This is a genomic window from Pseudomonas sp. R4-15, from assembly GCF_055768815.1.
Genome location: NZ_CM147293.1, coordinates 4,431,613 through 4,446,829, shown reverse-complemented (window position 1 = coordinate 4,446,829; position 15,217 = coordinate 4,431,613). Strand labels below are relative to the sequence as shown.

General features: G+C 66.4%; 21 protein-coding genes. 16 read left to right on the top strand and 5 right to left on the bottom strand.

Going from position 1 to position 15,217, the window contains the following annotated elements; translation table 11 throughout:
- Window positions 1–2 precede the first annotated feature (2 nt).
- The 12 genes from ACYRGX_RS21430 (at window position 3) to ACYRGX_RS21375 (ending at window position 7,768) form a co-directional block, all read left to right on the top strand.
- The gene (locus tag ACYRGX_RS21430) at window positions 3–749 is read left to right on the top strand and encodes a 4Fe4S-binding leucine-rich repeat protein (protein WP_473054436.1); all 747 of its coding nucleotides are present in this window, start codon (window positions 3–5) and stop codon (window positions 747–749) included.
- A 180-nt stretch (window positions 750–929) separates the two neighbouring features.
- Window positions 930–2,402 (top strand): nitrogenase iron-molybdenum cofactor biosynthesis protein NifE, encoded by a 1,473-nt coding sequence (gene nifE / locus ACYRGX_RS21425; protein ID WP_473054435.1) that lies wholly within the window; start codon window positions 930–932, stop codon window positions 2,400–2,402.
- 8 nt (window positions 2,403–2,410) lie between these two features.
- Window positions 2,411–3,787, top strand: coding sequence for a nitrogenase iron-molybdenum cofactor biosynthesis protein NifN (gene nifN, locus ACYRGX_RS21420; protein WP_473054434.1), 1,377 nt, complete (start codon window positions 2,411–2,413; stop codon window positions 3,785–3,787).
- Window positions 3,788–3,789: 2 nt separating this feature from the next.
- Complete coding sequence (locus tag ACYRGX_RS21415) at window positions 3,790–4,263, top strand: NifB/NifX family molybdenum-iron cluster-binding protein (protein ID WP_473054433.1); 474 nt, start codon at window positions 3,790–3,792, stop codon at window positions 4,261–4,263.
- A gap of 23 nt (window positions 4,264–4,286) precedes the next feature.
- Window positions 4,287–4,769, top strand: a complete 483-nt coding sequence (locus ACYRGX_RS21410; RefSeq protein WP_473054432.1) for a NifX-associated nitrogen fixation protein — start codon at window positions 4,287–4,289, stop codon at window positions 4,767–4,769.
- Between the two features lie 10 nt (window positions 4,770–4,779).
- Window positions 4,780–4,986, top strand: a complete 207-nt coding sequence (locus tag ACYRGX_RS21405) for a CCE_0567 family metalloprotein (RefSeq protein ID WP_473054431.1) — start codon at window positions 4,780–4,782, stop codon at window positions 4,984–4,986.
- Between the two features lie 148 nt (window positions 4,987–5,134).
- Window positions 5,135–5,425, top strand: coding sequence for a ferredoxin III, nif-specific (fdxB, locus tag ACYRGX_RS21400; RefSeq protein ID WP_473054430.1), 291 nt, complete (start codon window positions 5,135–5,137; stop codon window positions 5,423–5,425).
- Window positions 5,426–5,435: 10 nt separating this feature from the next.
- Entirely contained in the window at window positions 5,436–5,756 is a 321-nt protein-coding gene (locus tag ACYRGX_RS21395; protein WP_473054429.1) for a (2Fe-2S) ferredoxin domain-containing protein, read from the top strand.
- Entirely contained in the window at window positions 5,756–6,244 is a 489-nt protein-coding gene (locus tag ACYRGX_RS21390) for a hypothetical protein (RefSeq protein ID WP_473054428.1), read from the top strand. Before ACYRGX_RS21395 ends, ACYRGX_RS21390 begins: the two co-directional genes overlap by 1 nt.
- Window positions 6,244–6,609 carry a hypothetical protein gene (locus ACYRGX_RS21385; protein ID WP_473054427.1) on the top strand — a complete coding sequence of 122 codons (366 nt, stop codon included), beginning with the start codon at window positions 6,244–6,246 and terminating at the stop codon, window positions 6,607–6,609. The genes ACYRGX_RS21390 and ACYRGX_RS21385 overlap by 1 nt, the downstream gene beginning before the upstream one ends.
- Window positions 6,609–7,355, top strand: coding sequence for a Rossmann-like domain-containing protein (locus tag ACYRGX_RS21380; RefSeq protein WP_473054426.1), 747 nt, complete (start codon window positions 6,609–6,611; stop codon window positions 7,353–7,355). The genes ACYRGX_RS21385 and ACYRGX_RS21380 overlap by 1 nt, the downstream gene beginning before the upstream one ends.
- On the top strand, window positions 7,352–7,768 hold the full coding sequence (locus tag ACYRGX_RS21375) for a hypothetical protein (protein ID WP_473054425.1): 417 nt from the start codon (window positions 7,352–7,354) through the stop codon (window positions 7,766–7,768). Before ACYRGX_RS21380 ends, ACYRGX_RS21375 begins: the two co-directional genes overlap by 4 nt.
- Window positions 7,769–7,812: 44 nt before the next feature.
- On the opposite strand, the gene ACYRGX_RS21370 is transcribed toward ACYRGX_RS21375, so the two are convergent.
- From ACYRGX_RS21370 to ACYRGX_RS21350, 5 genes are all read right to left on the bottom strand, one after another.
- Window positions 7,813–8,031, bottom strand: coding sequence for a Nif11-like leader peptide family natural product precursor (locus ACYRGX_RS21370; protein WP_473054424.1), 219 nt, complete (start codon window positions 8,029–8,031; stop codon window positions 7,813–7,815).
- A 257-nt stretch (window positions 8,032–8,288) separates the two neighbouring features.
- Entirely contained in the window at window positions 8,289–9,374 is a 1,086-nt protein-coding gene (gene modC / locus ACYRGX_RS21365; RefSeq protein WP_473054423.1) for a molybdenum ABC transporter ATP-binding protein, read from the bottom strand.
- Between the two features lie 27 nt (window positions 9,375–9,401).
- Entirely contained in the window at window positions 9,402–10,082 is a 681-nt protein-coding gene (gene modB / locus ACYRGX_RS21360) for a molybdate ABC transporter permease subunit (protein ID WP_473054422.1), read from the bottom strand.
- A gap of 15 nt (window positions 10,083–10,097) precedes the next feature.
- Window positions 10,098–10,850 carry a molybdate ABC transporter substrate-binding protein gene (modA, locus tag ACYRGX_RS21355; RefSeq protein WP_473054421.1) on the bottom strand — a complete coding sequence of 251 codons (753 nt, stop codon included), beginning with the start codon at window positions 10,848–10,850 and terminating at the stop codon, window positions 10,098–10,100.
- Window positions 10,851–10,888: 38 nt separating this feature from the next.
- The gene (locus ACYRGX_RS21350; protein WP_473054420.1) at window positions 10,889–11,692 is read right to left on the bottom strand and encodes a TOBE domain-containing protein; all 804 of its coding nucleotides are present in this window, start codon (window positions 11,690–11,692) and stop codon (window positions 10,889–10,891) included.
- A 198-nt stretch (window positions 11,693–11,890) separates the two neighbouring features.
- Between ACYRGX_RS21350 and ACYRGX_RS21345 the strand changes: the two genes are divergently transcribed.
- From ACYRGX_RS21345 to nifU, 4 genes are all read left to right on the top strand, one after another.
- Window positions 11,891–12,319 (top strand): TOBE domain-containing protein, encoded by a 429-nt coding sequence (locus ACYRGX_RS21345; RefSeq protein ID WP_473054419.1) that lies wholly within the window; start codon window positions 11,891–11,893, stop codon window positions 12,317–12,319.
- 613 nt (window positions 12,320–12,932) lie between these two features.
- Entirely contained in the window at window positions 12,933–13,679 is a 747-nt protein-coding gene (locus tag ACYRGX_RS21340; RefSeq protein WP_473054418.1) for a phytanoyl-CoA dioxygenase family protein, read from the top strand.
- A 195-nt stretch (window positions 13,680–13,874) separates the two neighbouring features.
- On the top strand, window positions 13,875–14,198 hold the full coding sequence (locus ACYRGX_RS21335) for a HesB/IscA family protein (RefSeq protein ID WP_473054417.1): 324 nt from the start codon (window positions 13,875–13,877) through the stop codon (window positions 14,196–14,198).
- Between the two features lie 53 nt (window positions 14,199–14,251).
- On the top strand, window positions 14,252–15,217 hold the full coding sequence (gene nifU, locus ACYRGX_RS21330) for a Fe-S cluster assembly protein NifU (protein ID WP_473054416.1): 966 nt from the start codon (window positions 14,252–14,254) through the stop codon (window positions 15,215–15,217).

Sequence of the window (15,217 nt, the reverse complement as noted above, 5' to 3'; positions counted from 1 at the left end):
CCATGCTCGACGAAACCGACCTCACTCCGCTGGCCGACTGTCGCCAGTGCGACCTGCGTGGCACCCTGCTGCTGGCCGGGCGCTGCCAGCCGGGCGATGCCTGCGTGGCCGTGGACAGCGGACGCCAGATCGACCGCTTCTTTCTCCAGAACCCCTACCTCGCGGTGCGCTTTCTCGCCGACGCGTTCTGGGAGCGACGTGCCATCGCCGTGCGCTACGCCCCGCTGGATGCGTTGCAGCCGCTGATGCGCGACCCGGACGAGGCGGTGCGCCGTGCGGTGGCCTACCGGCTGCCGCGCGAGCAGTTGCCGGCGATGATGCATGACGAGGACCGCGAGGTCCGCATCACCGTCGCCGATCGGTTGCCCGCCGATCAACTGGAGCAGATGGCCGCCGACCGCGACTACCTGGTGCGCGCCTACGTCGTCCAGCGTATCGCGCCCGGACGCCTGTTCCGCTTCATGCGCGACGAGGACCGGCAGGTGCGCAAGCGCGTCGCCGAGCGCCTGCCGCTGGAGAGCCTGGGCCTGATGGCGGGGGACCCGGAGCCGGAGATCCGCCGTATCGTCGCCCAGCGCCTGTGTGGCGACGATGTCCTCGATCTGTTGCGCGATCCCGACTGGACGGTGCGCCTGGCGGCGGTGGAGCACGCGCCCCTGGAAGCCCTGCAGCGACTCGACGAGCACGATCCCGAGGTGCTCGCGGCCATTGCCGCGCGGCAGCAGATGGCGCGGGTCTCGGACGTTTGAACGGGCTGTCGCGAAAGCCGCGCAGATGCGCCCCATGGCTGTTGCAAAGCCTACAGGCGGGGCGCTTTGCTACAACGCGGATTCCTTGAAATCTATTTTAATTCAATGAGTTGCTGAGTGGTATGCGGCTTGCAGTCGGACATTCGTGCTTGATGAGAAAGCCTGATCTGGAGGCGTGCGATGAAGTCCAAGGACATAGCCGAACTGCTCGACGAGCCCGCCTGCGAGCACAACAAGAAGGAGAAGTCCGGTTGTGCCAAGGCCAAGCCCGGTGCCACTGACGGTGGGTGCGCCTTCGACGGCGCGCAGATCGCCCTGCTGCCGATCGCCGACGTCGCCCACGTGGTGCATGGTCCTATCGCCTGCGCCGGCAGCTCCTGGGACAACCGTGGCACCCGCTCCAGTGGGCCGACGCTGTACCGCATCGGCATGACCACCGACCTGTCCGAGCAGGACGTGATCATGGGGCGTGCCGAGAAGCGCCTGTTCCACTCCATCCGCCAGGCGGTGGAGACCTACTCGCCCGCCGCGGTGTTCGTCTACAACACCTGCGTGCCCGCGCTGATCGGCGACGACGTGGATGCCATCTGCAAGGCGGCGACCGAGAATTTCGGTACGCCGGTCGTGCCGGTGGACGCCGCCGGTTTCTATGGCACCAAGAACCTCGGCAACCGCATCGCGGGCGAGGCCATGCTCAAGTACGTGATCGGCACCCGCGAGCCCGATCCGCTGCCGCCCGCCAGCGAGCGCCCGGGCATTCGCGTGCACGACGTCAACCTGATCGGCGAATACAACATCGCCGGCGAGTTCTGGCACGTCCTGCCACTGCTCGACGAACTGGGCATTCGCGTGCTCTGCACGCTCTCCGGCGACGCCCGTTTCCGTGAGGTGCAGAGCATGCACCGCGCCGAAGTGAACATGATGGTCTGCTCCAAGGCCATGCTCAATGTCGCCCGCAAGCTGCAGGAGCGCTACGGCACGCCCTGGTTCGAAGGCAGCTTCTACGGCATCACCGACACCTCCCAGGCGCTGCGCGATTTCGCCCGGCTGATCGGCGACGACGACCTCACGGCGCGCACCGAAGCGCTGATCGAACGCGAGGAAACGCGCATCCGCGCGGCGCTGGAGCCCTGGCGCGAACGCCTCACCGGCAAGCGCGTGCTGCTCTACACCGGCGGAGTGAAGTCCTGGTCGGTGATCTCCGCGCTGCAGGACCTGGGCATGAAGGTGGTCGCCACCGGCACCAAGAAGTCCACCGAGGAAGACAAGGCGCGCATCCGCGAACTGATGGGCGACGACGTGAAGATGCTCGACGAGGGCAACCCGCGGATCCTGCTGAAAACCGTCGCCGACTACCGTGCCGACATCCTCATTGCCGGCGGTCGCAACCTCTACACCGCGCTCAAGGGGCGGGTGCCGTTCCTCGATATCAACCAGGAGCGCGAGTTCGGCTACGCCGGTTACGACGGCATGCTGGAGCTGGTGCGCCAGTTGTGCCTGACCATCGACAGTCCGATCTGGGCGGCGCTGCGCCGTCCCGCGCCCTGGGGCCCGGCGCTCGCCGCCGGACAGAGCCTGGCGACGCCCGAGGCATCGCCGCCATCCTCCGCCGCGCCCGCCGAGGCGGTGCGCGAAGCCCATCGCATTCTCTAGGAGGCTCCATGGCCGAACTGCTCAATCGCAAGAAGGCGCTGGCGGTCAGCCCGCTCAAGGCCAGCCAGACCATGGGCGCGGCGCTGGCCTTCCTCGGCCTGGCGCGCAGCATGCCGCTGTTGCACGGCTCGCAGGGCTGCACCGCGTTCGCCAAGGTGTTCTTCGTCCGCCACTTCCGTGAACCGGTACCGCTGCAGACCACCGCCATGGAGCAGGTCAGCGCGATCATGGGCGCCCAGGAGAACATCGTCGAAGCGCTGCGGGTGATCTGCGAGAAGCAGCAGCCGGCGGTGATCGGCGTACTCAGTACCGCACTTGCCGAGACCCAGGGCTGCGACCTGGGCCAGGCGCTGCACAGCTTCCGCGCCGAGTACGACGAGTTCAGGGACGTGGCGGTGATCCCGGTGAACACCCCGGACTTCAGCGGCAGCTTCGAGTCCGGTTTTGCCGCGGCGGTGAATGCGCTGATCCAGGCGCTGGTGCCCGAGGACCGCAGCCAGGTCGGCCGGCGTCCACGCCAGGTCAACGTGCTCTGCTCGGCGAGCCTGACGCCGGGGGACCTGGAGTTCGTCGCCGAGAGCATCGAGGCCTTCGGGCTGCGGCCGCTGTTGATTCCCGACCTGTCCGGCAGCCTCGACGGCCACCTGGAAGACAACGCCTTCAACCCGTTGACCACTGGCGGCCTGCAGGTCGCCGAGCTGGCCAGCGCCGGGCAGAGCATCGCCACCTTGGTGGTCGGTCCGAGCCTGCACGCGGCGGCCGACAGCCTGGCGGCGCGCAGCGGCGTTCCCGACCATCGTTTCGGCCTGCTGCTGGGCCTGGACGAGATCGACCGCTGGCTCACCACATTGGCGACGATCAGTGGCGAGCCGGTGCCGGCACGCCTGCAACGTCAGCGCCGGCAGTTACAGGACGCCATGCTCGACTGCCACTTCCTGCTCGGTGACGCCGCGGTCGGCATCGGCGCCGATGGCGACCTGCTGCTCGGCTTCGAAAGCCTGCTGCGCGGCATGGGCGCACGGGTGGTGGCCGCCGTCACGCCGGCCAAGGCCGCGTCGCTGAGCGCATCGCCGCTGGCGAGCATCCGCATCGGCGATCTCGAGGATCTCGAGCAGGATGCCCGCAACGGCGGTGCGCAACTGCTGCTGGGCAACAGCCACGCATTGGCCTGCGCCGAGCGGCTGGGCGTGCCGCTGCTGCGCATCGGCTTCCCGCAATACGACCTGCTCGGCGGCTTCGGGCGTACCTGGTGCGGTTACCGCGGGACCTGCCAGGCGCTCTTCGACCTGGCCAATCTGCTCGCCGAACACCACCAGGGCCTCGCGCCCTATCGCTCGATCTATGCACAGAAGCCGGCCGACGAGGCCGCGCCAAGGAGGCACTAGCCATGTCCAGCATGACCCGCCAACTGCAGGTGCTCGACGAGGAGCCCGGCAGCTTGTTGAAGGTCGCCTTCGCCTCGGCCGACCGCAGCACGGTGGACCAGCATTTCGGCTCATCCAAGGCGTTCGTGATTTACGGCGTGGACCCCGAGCACGCCCAGGTGCTCTCGGTCGCCGAGTTCGGCGAGGACGAGCAGGACGGCAACGAAGACAAGCTGATCGCGCGGCTTGAACTGCTCGAAGGCTGCATCGCGGTGTACTGCCGCGCCTGCGGTGCCTCGGCGGTACGCCAACTGCTGGCGTCCGGTGTGCAGCCGGTGAAGGTCGCCGATGGCGCGGTCATCGGCGAATTGCTGCAGGCCCTGCAACAGGAACTGCGCGAAGGCCCCTCGGCCTGGCTGGCCAAGGCTATCCGCCGCACCCAGGGCAGCGATGGCCGGCGTTTCGACGCGATGGCCGCCGAAGCCTGGGACGAGTGACCCAACCCTTAAGGAGGAAATCCATGTTTCAGGTCGAAGAAGAGCCCAGCGTCGTACAGGACGACGATCCCGCGCTGCAGCTGCCGATCATCCGGCAGATGGTGGTGCAACTGCGCGCCATGGACAGCTACGGCACCTACGACACCTGGAGCGACGCCCGTGTGCTCGATCCGCTGGTGCTGACCAAGGCCCGGCGCAAGGCGATCCCGGTGGTCGGCGATCCGGACGAGACCACGCTGTCGCGGATCAAGGCGTTCTACAACGCCATCGCGCAATTGCTCGAGAAGCAGACCGGGCTGCTCGCGGTGCCAGTCATCAACATCACCCACGAGGGCTTCGGCCGCGCGTTGATCCTGGTCGGCAAGCTGGTTGCTCTGGATCGCACCCTGCGTGACGTGCACCGCTTCGGTTTCGACTCGCTCGACGCGCTGGCGCTCGATGCGCAGAAGCTGGTCGACAAGGCCGCGCTGCTGGTCCAGGAAAACCGCAACGTAGCCGAACTCTGAGGGACAGCAGATGAGCGACGAAGAACTTAAGGTGCTGCAGAAGGAAGTCAGCCAGAAGAAACGCATCGCCACCGAGTGGGCTTCGCAGGTGCACGATCTGGTCGAGGACCGCTTGTGGAGCGCCTACGGCGAGTTGCCCGAACTGGCCCGGCAGACCCTCGAGGCCTGCCAGGCCTGGGCAGAGGCCAAGCGCCGGCTGGACGCGGCGAGCGCCTGATGTGCCGGGCCGCGCCCGGGTCACGGCCCGGGCGTCCCGTCGAGCGAATACCTGATCGCCCTGCGTACAGCGCGCCTCCGGCGCCGCACAGAGAGCCGCCCGAGCGGCCAGCAATACGACACCGTAGCCCATACCAGGAGATAACCCCATGAGCATGATCACCGGGCGCACCCGGGGCGGCGCCGAGTGGACGCCGCAATTCGTCACCGCCGTGAACGCGCAGACCTGCATCGGCTGCGGGCGTTGCTACAAGGTCTGTCCGCGTGACGTGTTCACGCTGGTCGAGCGCAGCAGCGTGGTCGAGGACGATGACGACTTCGACGATGACGACGAGATGATGGTGATGACGGTACAGGACGCCATGGACTGCATCGGTTGCATGTCCTGCTCTCGGGTCTGTCCGAAGAATTGCCACAGTCACGAAGCGGCTGCGGCCTGAGGAGTCAGTGATGGCCAAGCCCGAGTTCCACCTGTTCGTCTGCACGCTGCGCCGGCCCGAAGGCCATCCGCGCGGCAGTTGCGGTGCCAAGGGTGGAGAAGCATTGCGTGACGCACTGGCCCAGGCGTTGATCAAGCGAAACCTGCAGAACCGCGTGGCCCTCACTTCCACCGGTTGCCTGGGGCCGTGTCAGGCTGGCGCCAACCTGCTGATCTACCCCGGCTCGGTCATGTACAGCTGGGCCGAACCCGAGGACGCCGAGGTCATCATCGAGCACCTGCTCGCCGGCACGCCCTGGCCGGACAAGCTGACGCCCGCGGAAATCTGGTAATGGCGTTGCTGGCGCTGGGCGAGCGAGCCTATTTCTCCGCCGAGGCGCCGCGGGCGCTGCGCGAAATGCTCGACCAGGCGCTGGCGGATCCTGCGCGCAGCGAGGGACTCCTGCTGCAGGCGCGCGAGCGCTGGCCGCAATTGGCCGATGCGCACGTCGCGCTGTACAAGTTCTACTTCGTCGCCGCGCGTTACCGCGAGGCCGAGGTCGCCACCTGGCGGGCGCTGCGCGTTGCGGCCCACGGTGGCGGCTTCGACCGCAACTATCGTCGGCTGCGGCCGCACAGCTGCGACTGGTCGCAGCGCGACGGTGCGGCGCGACTCTACCTGTTCAGCCTGAAGGCGCTGGGGGTGATCCGCCTGCGCCGTGGTCATGTGGCTCGCGCGCGCCGGGTGCTCGAGGCGCTCGAATGGCTGGACCCGGTGGATGAGATCGGTGGCGGCGCATTCCTGCGTATCGCCCGTGCTTTCGAGGAGGATGGCGAGTGATGGAAACCCTGTCCCTGCGGCTGGACAAGGCCCAGGACCTGTTTGGCGAGGTGCTGCGACGCCTGGCTGATGAACTCTTGCGCGTCGGTCTGGATCCCCAGTTATTGCCGGCCGGTCCTGCCAACCAGACGGAGCTGCGTGAAGATCCCTACGATCACAGTCGCTCCCTGCATGCCTGGTGGCGTACACCCGACGGCGCTTATCGCGGCAGCATCCAGCTTTCCGAGAGCGGCAGCCTGTATGCCGAGTTCGACGTCTGCCGGCAGCACCCGCAGCGTCCCGGCTGGTTCATCGAGGCGGCGACTGCCTGGGGCCGGGCCGATGCCCTGCGCCAGGAACTGCGCCTGTTGCCGGAGCCCAGCTGATGGCGGAACTCTACGATTGGCTGCTGGCCGAGGCTGCGAGCAACGCTACGGTCGCCTCGGTGAACCTGGGCTTGAGCTGGAGCTGCGCCGAGGTCGAAGGTCGCCTGGGCTTCGCCTTCAGTCCGCGCCAGGTGCCCCGCACGTTGCCCTGGGCCGGTACGCTGGCCGGGCGCCCGGCGGATGAACTGCAGTCCTGGTTGCGTTCCTGGAACGAGGCCGAGGCGGCGGTGGGGCTGGCGGTGCTCAACGCCCGGCTCAACCGTCCCGACGGGATCATGGCCGAGGCGAAGCCGCTGAGCGCCGACGTCCCTGGACAACTGCGCGTGTTCGCGCATTTCCGCCCACGCCTGGAGGGCCGCCAGGTGGTGGTCATCGGCCATTATCCGGGGCTGGACACGCTCTGGCATGACCTGCCCTACCGCTGCCTGGAGCGCCACCCACAGCCGGGCGATCTGCCGGACACCGCCGCGGAAACGCTTCTGCCGCAGGCCGACTGGGTCTTCGTCACCGCCAGCAGCCTGATCAACAAGAGCCTGCCGCGCCTGCTGGAATTGGCGGAGGATGCCTGTGTGGTGCTGATGGGGCCTAGCCTGCCGTGGCATGCCGGCTGGCGCGACTTCGGCGTCGACTACCTGGCCGGGGTGCGCGTTCGCGACCCCGTGGCGGCGCGCCAGGTGGTCGCCGAGGGCGGTACCCGGCTGTTCGCCGGCCCCGTGGAATATGCGCTGCTGGAGCTGGACGCATGACGGCTGCCGCGTTGGATTGGCGGATGCTGGTCTGCCACAAGCATCCGGTCAGTGCCCGGCTGCATTTTCTGGTGCCGCAGCAACGGGGCAGCGGTGTGTTGCTGCCCGAGGCTCTGCCGGCGCTCTCGGTGTTCGTCGAATCCTCCGATGACAGGCCACTACCGCACCCGGCGATGGCACTGGCGCAATTGCGCCAGCGGACCGGTCTGCCGGAGCTGGAAGTCATTGGCGACTACCAGGTACGCCTGGAGATTCCCGGCGGCATCCTGCCTGTGTACCTGGGGGCGCTACCGGGGCATGACCTGTGCGAGCCGGTCGCCGGCACGCGCTGGATCGCCATCACCGACAGCATCGGCATGCCCTGGCTCGACCGTGAGCTGCTGCGGCGGGCCTACGAGGTGCTGATCGGCTGAGCACGCGGTCGCTGAGGGACGGCCGCGTGTCGGTCATAGCCGGCTCAGGCGCGCAGCAGCGCCTTGACCAATCGCTCGGAGAGTTGCTCCTCGCGGAACTGCGGTTCGTTTGGCGGATACAGCGCATCCTCGACGAAGGCGAAGCCACTGGTCTGGCTCAGTGCGAGTAGCTCGCGCACTTTCTGGCAGGCTTTGAGTTGCTCGCCCAGAGCGGCGTCGTTCCTGGCGGCGTCGGCAAACGCCTTGATCTGTTGTACGGACATCGGGGTTCCCCTTGTGCTGGCGAAGGTGCCGACAGCCCTGCTGCAACCTCAATGCCATTTTTTGTTCTTTTGAATCAAAGGCTTGGGTTTTACCTTTTGGCGTATTGGCAGCAACCCGACAAGCCTTTGTGCGACACGCACGACAGCCGCGGCAGGCGGACACTGGCCTTGCTGGAGCGCTGTGTGCGCTGCCAGGGCTGCGGTTTTTTGTCTATTCGAGCTCGGTAGGGGGGCGTGTAAGGCTCGAACTGGAGATTTCAGCCGAGCAGAGCGACGGCCTTGATCTGCGCCCACAACTGGGCGCCGGGCAGTACGCCCAGTTGCTCGGCCGATCGTCGGGTGATGCGCGCCAGCAGTGGCGTGCCGCCGGCGTCCAGACGGACCAGTAGGTGCGCCGGGGTATCCGCGTCGGCGGTCTGCTGGACCCGTGCGGGGATGATGTTGGTGATGCTGCTGTCGTCGTGGCGCTCGCGGGCCAGGCTGACGTCGCGGGCGTGCACGCGAAAGCGCAAGGTGCTGCCGAGTGCCTCGGGGCGCCGTGCCACCAGCACATCGCCTCCGGTAAAGCACAGGCGGGTGAGGTGATAGCGCTCGTCGTGCTCCTGTACGCGGCTTTCGATCACCACGCCGGCATCCTCATCGAACGCCAGCGGCAGGTCCAGGCGCGCCAGGGTCTCCTGCAGGCCGCCCTGGGCGATGACCCGCCCACCCTCGAGCATCACCACGTGATCGGCCAGGCGCGCTACCTCGTCGGGGGAGTGGCTGACGTAGAGCACCGGGATGTCCAGATCGTCATGCAGCCGCTCGAGATAGGGCAGGATCTCGCTCTTGCGCTTGAGATCCAGCGCGGCCAGGGGCTCATCCATCAGCAGCAGGCGCGGACTGCTCAGCAGGGCGCGGGCGATACCGACGCGCTGCCGCTCACCGCCGGAGAGGTGCGAGGGCATGCGTTCGAGCAGAGGGTCGATGCCCAGCAGGTCGAGGATGCGCTGCCAGTCGACACGACGCTCGTCGCGGGCCACACGGCGCTGGCCGTACTGCAGGTTGCGGCGCACGCTCAGGTGGGGGAACAGGCTCGCTTCCTGGAACACGTAGCCCAGCGGGCGCCGGTGCACCGGGACGAAGAGCCCACGGGCGCTGTCCTGCCAGACTTCGCCGTTGATCGACAGCTGGGCGTGCGGCGCGCGTTCCAGGCCAGCCACGCAGCGCAGGCAGGTGGTCTTGCCGGACCCGGAGTGGCCGAACAGTGCGGTGATGCCGTGCCCGGGCAGCGTCAGGTCGACGTCCAGCGAGAAGCCCGGGTAATCGAGCTTGAAACGGGCCTGGATGGAGCGGTCAGGCATGCGCAGGGGCCCTCGGCGAAAGCGGTTTCAATTGAGCCCCGGCTTGAAGCGGCGGCTGGAGTACAGCGCCAGCAGCACGAGGAAGGAGAACAGCAGCATGCCGCCGGCCAGCCAGTGCGCCTGGGCGTACTCCATGGCCTCGACATGATCGAAGATCTGCACGGAGACCGTGCGGGTATGCCCGGGGATGTTGCCGCCGATCATCATCACCACGCCGAATTCGCCCACGGTGTGGGCGAAGCCGAGGATCGCGGCGGTGATAAAGCCCGGTCGCGCCAGCGGCAGGACCACGCTGAAGAAACAGTCCCAGGGGCTGGCGCGCAGGGTCGCGGCGACCTCCAGCGGACGCTCGCCGATCGCCTCGAAGGCGTTCTGCAGCGGCTGGATGACGAACGGCATGGAATAGAACACCGAGCCGACCACCAGGCCGGCGAAGGTGAACGGCAGGGTGCCCAGGCCGAGGGCCTGGGTGAACTGGCCCACGGGACCGTTCGGGCCCATGGTCACCAGCAGGTAGAAGCCCAGCACCGTCGGCGGCAGCACCAGCGGCAACGCCACCAGCGCGCCCAGCGGGCCCTTGAGGGGTGAGCGGGTGCGCGCCAGCCACCAGGCGATCGGCGTGCCGATCAGCAACAGCAGCAGGGTGGTCAGCGAAGCCAGTTCGAGGGTCAGCCAGATGGCGGCGAAGTCGGCGCTGGTGAGCGACATCCTCGGGTCCTTGTGTCAGAGGGCGTAGCCGTAGGATTTGATGATCGCGGCGGCTTTGGGCCCTTTCAGGTACTCGACCAAGGCCTGCGCGGCGGGGTTGTCCTTACCCTTGTTGAGGATCACCGCGTCCTGGCGGATCGGTTCGTACATCGCCGACGGCACCATCCACGCCGAACCGCTGGTCAGCTTGCCGTCCTTGAATACCTGCGACAGCGCGACGAAGCCCAGTTCGGCATTGCCGGTGGCGACGAACTGGTAGGCCTGAGTGATGTTGCTGCCTTCGACGATCTTCGGCTGCAGGGCTTCGGTCAACCCCAGCTTGGCCATTACCTGGGTCGCGGCCAGGCCGTAGGGGGCCGTTTTCGGGTTGGCGATGGAGAGGTGCTCAAAGGCGTTCTTCTTCAACACCTCGCCCTGATCGTCGACGTAGCCTTCCTTGGGCGACCACAGTACCAGGGTGCCGATGGCGTAGGTGAAGCGCGAGCCTTTCACCACGTCGCCTTCCTGTTCCAGCTTGGCCGGGGTGCTGTCGTCGGCGGAGAAGAACACCTCGAACGGCGCGCCGTTCTTGATCTGGGTGTAGAGGCCACCGGTGGGGCCGAAGGCGGCGACCACCTTGTGTCCGGTGTCGGCCTCGAAGGCCTGGGCGATCTCCTTGACCGGTGCGGTGAAGTTGGCGGCCACGGCAATCTGAACCTCGTCGGCCAGGGCGCTGGCGGCAGCCAGGGACAGGCCGAGGGCGGCGAGCAGTTGGTGGATGGCTTTCATCGACGACTCCTTGTTTGAACGTTGCGGTAGGTGGCGGATTAGCCCGCGAGAATGACGCTGGAAGCCTTGAACAGTGCGCAAGCCGGCACGCCGACGGCGAGCCCCAGGTTTGCGCAGCTCGCGGCGGTGACCACGCTGGTGACGCTGCGCCCTGAGGGCAACTGCAGGGTGACTTCGTTGTTCACCGGCCCCTCGTGGATCACCGCCACCTCGCCCCACAACTGGTTGCGGGCGGTCAGGCGGATATCGCGGTCGACGCTGAGCATCACCGACGAGGACTTGACCAGTGCGGTGATCTCGCGGCCGATGACCAGGCCGAGGTTCTCGGCGCTGGCGGGGGTGATGATGGCGACGATCTCGGTGTGCTCATCGATGGCGATGCGCACTTCGTAGTCGACGCCGCCCAGGCGCAGGCCGACCACCCGGCCGGAGAACTGGTTGCGCGCGCTGGTCTTGAACTCCATGCGTTGCATCAGGCGCTGGAACGAATGCACATCGCCCTCCACCTCGCCGAGCTGCGCGGAAAGGCGGTCGAGCGCCGCCTGGTATTCGATCTCCAGCGCGCGATACATCGCGACGATGCGTCGGCCATAGTCGGTGAGTTGCGTGCCTCCGCCCTGGCGTCCGCCGCTGACGCGGACCACCAGCGGTTCGGGGGCCAGGTTGTTCATGATGTCCAGAGCATCCCAGGCCGCCTTGTAGGACAGTGGCACGGCCTTCGCCGCGCGATTGATCGAGCCTTCGCGGTCGATCTCCTCGAGCAGGCGGATGCGGGTGTCGGACAGGGCGGTGCCGGCGTCGGTGTCGAGGGACATGCGGGCCAGGAAACGGGTGGCGCTCATGCGTGGTTCTCCGGTGGCGTTTTTTTCTGTAAAGCAAGCGCTATACCAAATGGCCTTTTTCCTAGGCTTCCTTGTTTATAAAGGGCTGCAGTAGATTGATCGGGTAGGGCCTGTGGGGTTTTCGACATTTTCTGTGTTGCGAACGATATAGCGATGTCGCGGGCCCGACAAAATCCACGACTCGGCAAGGAATGAGCGATGAAAGTCAGTGCACGTAACCTGTTCAAGGGCGTCGTCCGCGAAATACGCAACGGCGCAGTCAATGCCCAGGTGATGATCGATCTGGGCCAGGGCGACAACCTGGTGTCGGTGGTGACCGTGGAGAGCGTCGAGGCCCTCGGCCTGGCGAGCGGCAGCGAAGTGCTGGCGATCGTCAAGGCGCCCTGGGTGATGTTGATGAGCGACAGCGAAGGTATCCGCCTGTCCGCGCGCAACGTGCTCGCCGGTACCGTCAAGGAAGTGCAGGCCGGCTCGGTGAACAGCGAAGTGGTGGTCCAGCTCAAGGGCGGTACCGAGGTCACCTCGATCGTCACCCGCGAGGCGGTGGCGGATCTGGGGCTCAAACCGGGCGCGACAGTGAGTGCTGTAATCAAGGCGTCCAACGTGATTCTCGGTGTGCCTGCCTAACCGTTTCCATTGCGGTCGCTAGGGCCTGTTCCCGTTTCATTCGCGAACCGCGGATGGCCGCCCCGCGTTCTCGCCAGAAATGGCCTGCGGTTAGGCGCAGGACGCCGCCAATGACCAGACTGGCCGTGTCATTCCCTTGGCAAGTCCTGCGACTCGCGCCTTGTCTCGCGGCAAAACAGGTGCCGGCGCGGCCGTGAATGAAACGGGAACAGGCCCTAGGCCCCGTCGGCGATGACTGACGGGGCCTTTTTCATGCGCGAAGGAAAGTCGCAGGCCGGAGCTGGCAGGTTTTTTGGATCATTTATGAATTGGTAATAATCGATAGTTCAGTGCAGAGGTGCCTGTTTCAGGAGGCTGTACGTCATGTTTCGACTGTAATATATACGACAGTATATAGAAAATTGTATGCATGACGACAGGTCTCGAGCCGTCGGCTGAGCACCGTGCCGGGGCCGGTTGACGCGGCTTGCCGCGGTCGCGGAGGCGCTTCAGGTGGCGGGCACGGGCTTTGCGATGGACAGCGACAGTCCGTCGCCCGTTATCGCCCAGGGCTTGTTTTTATGTAACTGAGAAGTATTCTTGTTTGAGTGCATATTCGGAACAGGAGTCCGACATGACCGAGCCCGCCCGTCCATTGCCGTTGCTCGACGGCTTTGCCTTCTCCCGCGATGGCTTCGTGGTGCTGCGCCGTTGCCTGCACGAGGAGCACATCGACCGTTATCTGGCGCGCCTGGCCACCCTGCGTCTGCGCAGTGCGCCGGAGTCGTCGCTGCCGGTGCATCCGGCGGTGCTGCGCCGGCGTCAGGGGCAGCGCCTGCGTGACAGTGGCATGGCGGAGTTGGCGACGGAGACGGCGTTGTGCTCGGCGCTGCATCAGCTGGTCGGCGAGCGCTGCTTCCTGCTCGACGTGGGCACGCCGGAGAGTGCGCAGGTGCTCAGCGCCTGTGACAGCTATGGCGTGGGCGGCCCGCACCTGACGGCCTGGATCGCCCTGCGGGCGCAGGGTGTCGAGGCCGGTTTGCGGGTTTGGCCGGGCAGTCATCTGCGCAATCGGCAGACACTGCGGCGGCTACTCGCTGCCGAGCCTGCACTGGCCACCCGCATCGCGCAGATGCGCGAGGAGGGCGCCAGCCTGGAGGCCTGGCGACAGATGGAGGCACACTTGCTGGAGGCGCTGCACCGCCGCGCCGAGCAATCCGGCGGCGTGCGGCTGTTGGCGCTGGGCAAGGGCGACGTACTGATCCAGCAGCAGGGTTTGACCCTGTCGGCCGGGCGTCTGAGTGCTCAGAGCTGCGTGGTGGCGCGCTACGGCGCCGAGCAGCTGCATCGCAATTCCTACTTCGTCGATGGCCTTGCTTGAGCGGTCGAGGGACTTGTAGCAAAAACTACAAGTCGCTTCGCGGGTGCTTTTCGCGACACGCCCTAGAGATCGGCCCATCCGCTCAATCCGTTGATATCTAAGTAAATCCCTCTCCTTGCGGGCATGGCACCGGCCTTGCACCGCTCCCTTCGCCAAGCTTGCCATGGGCAACATCCAGCGAGAGGAGTGGAGCCGATGATCACCATGACCGACAGCGCCGTCGTCGCCGTCAACCGTTTCATTACCAGCAGTGCCAAACCCGTCGCCGGACTGCGTATCCGCGTCGAGGGTGGCGGCTGCTCGGGCTACAAGTACAGCCTCAAGCTCGAGGAAGAAGGTGCCGCCGACGACCAGCAGGTGGACTGCTCGGGCATCACCCTGCTCATCGACGACACCAGCGCGCCGCTGCTTTCCGGCGTGACCATGGACTTCGTCGAGAGCATGGAAGGCAGTGGCTTCACCTTCACCAATCCGAACGCCGCGAGCAGTTGCAGCTGCGGTAAGTCATTCGCCTGCTAATGGGGCGCCCGCGGCGCCGCGCGCCGCGTGAACAGATCGGGAGGCCGGTGGCCATGTGGGACTACTCGGAAAAGGTCAAAGAACACTTCTACAACCCGAAGAACGCCGGGGCGGTGGCTGAGGCCAATGCCATCGGCGACGTGGGTTCGCTCAGTTGCGGCGATGCGCTGCGCCTGACCCTCAAGGTCGACCCGGCGACCGACATCATCCTCGATGCCGGCTTCCAGACCTTCGGCTGTGGTTCGGCGATCGCTTCGTCGTCGGCGCTCACCGAGATGGTCAAGGGGCTGACCCTGGACGCTGCGCTGAAGATCAGTAATCAGGACATCGCCGATTACCTCGACGGGCTGCCGCCGGAAAAGATGCACTGCTCGGTGATGGGGCGCGAGGCGCTACAGGCGGCGGTCGCCAACTACCGTGGCGAGGAACTCGAGGATGACCACGAGGAAGGCGCCCTGGTCTGCAAGTGCTTCGCCGTGGACGAGGTGATGGTGCGCGAGACGATTCGTGCCAACCGCCTCTCCAGCGTCGAGGACGTGACCAACTACACCAAGGCCGGCGGTGGTTGTTCGGCCTGCCATGAGGCTCTGGAGCGCGTGCTCGGCGAGGAAATGGCCGCCCGTGGTGAAACCTTCGTACCGGCGCCGATCAAGGCGCGTGGCAAGAAATCCGGCGTGGTCACCTTGCAGAGTCCGCCCCCGGCGCCGGTTGCAGTCTCCCCGGAGAGCACAGCGGCCCCGGTTCCTGCTCCGGCGAAGATGAGCAACCTGCAACGCATCCGTCGCATCGAGACGGTGCTCGCCTCGATTCGCCCGACCCTGCAGCGTGATGGCGGCGACGTGGAGTTGCTCGAAGTCGATGGGCGCAACGTCTACGTCAAGCTCACCGGCGCCTGCACCGGCTGCCAGATGGCGGCGATGACCCTGGGCGGCATCCAGCAGCGGCTGATCGAAGAGCTCGGTGAGTTCGTCAAGGTCATCCCCACCAGCGAAAAAGAACTGGCCCAACTGGAGGTGTGA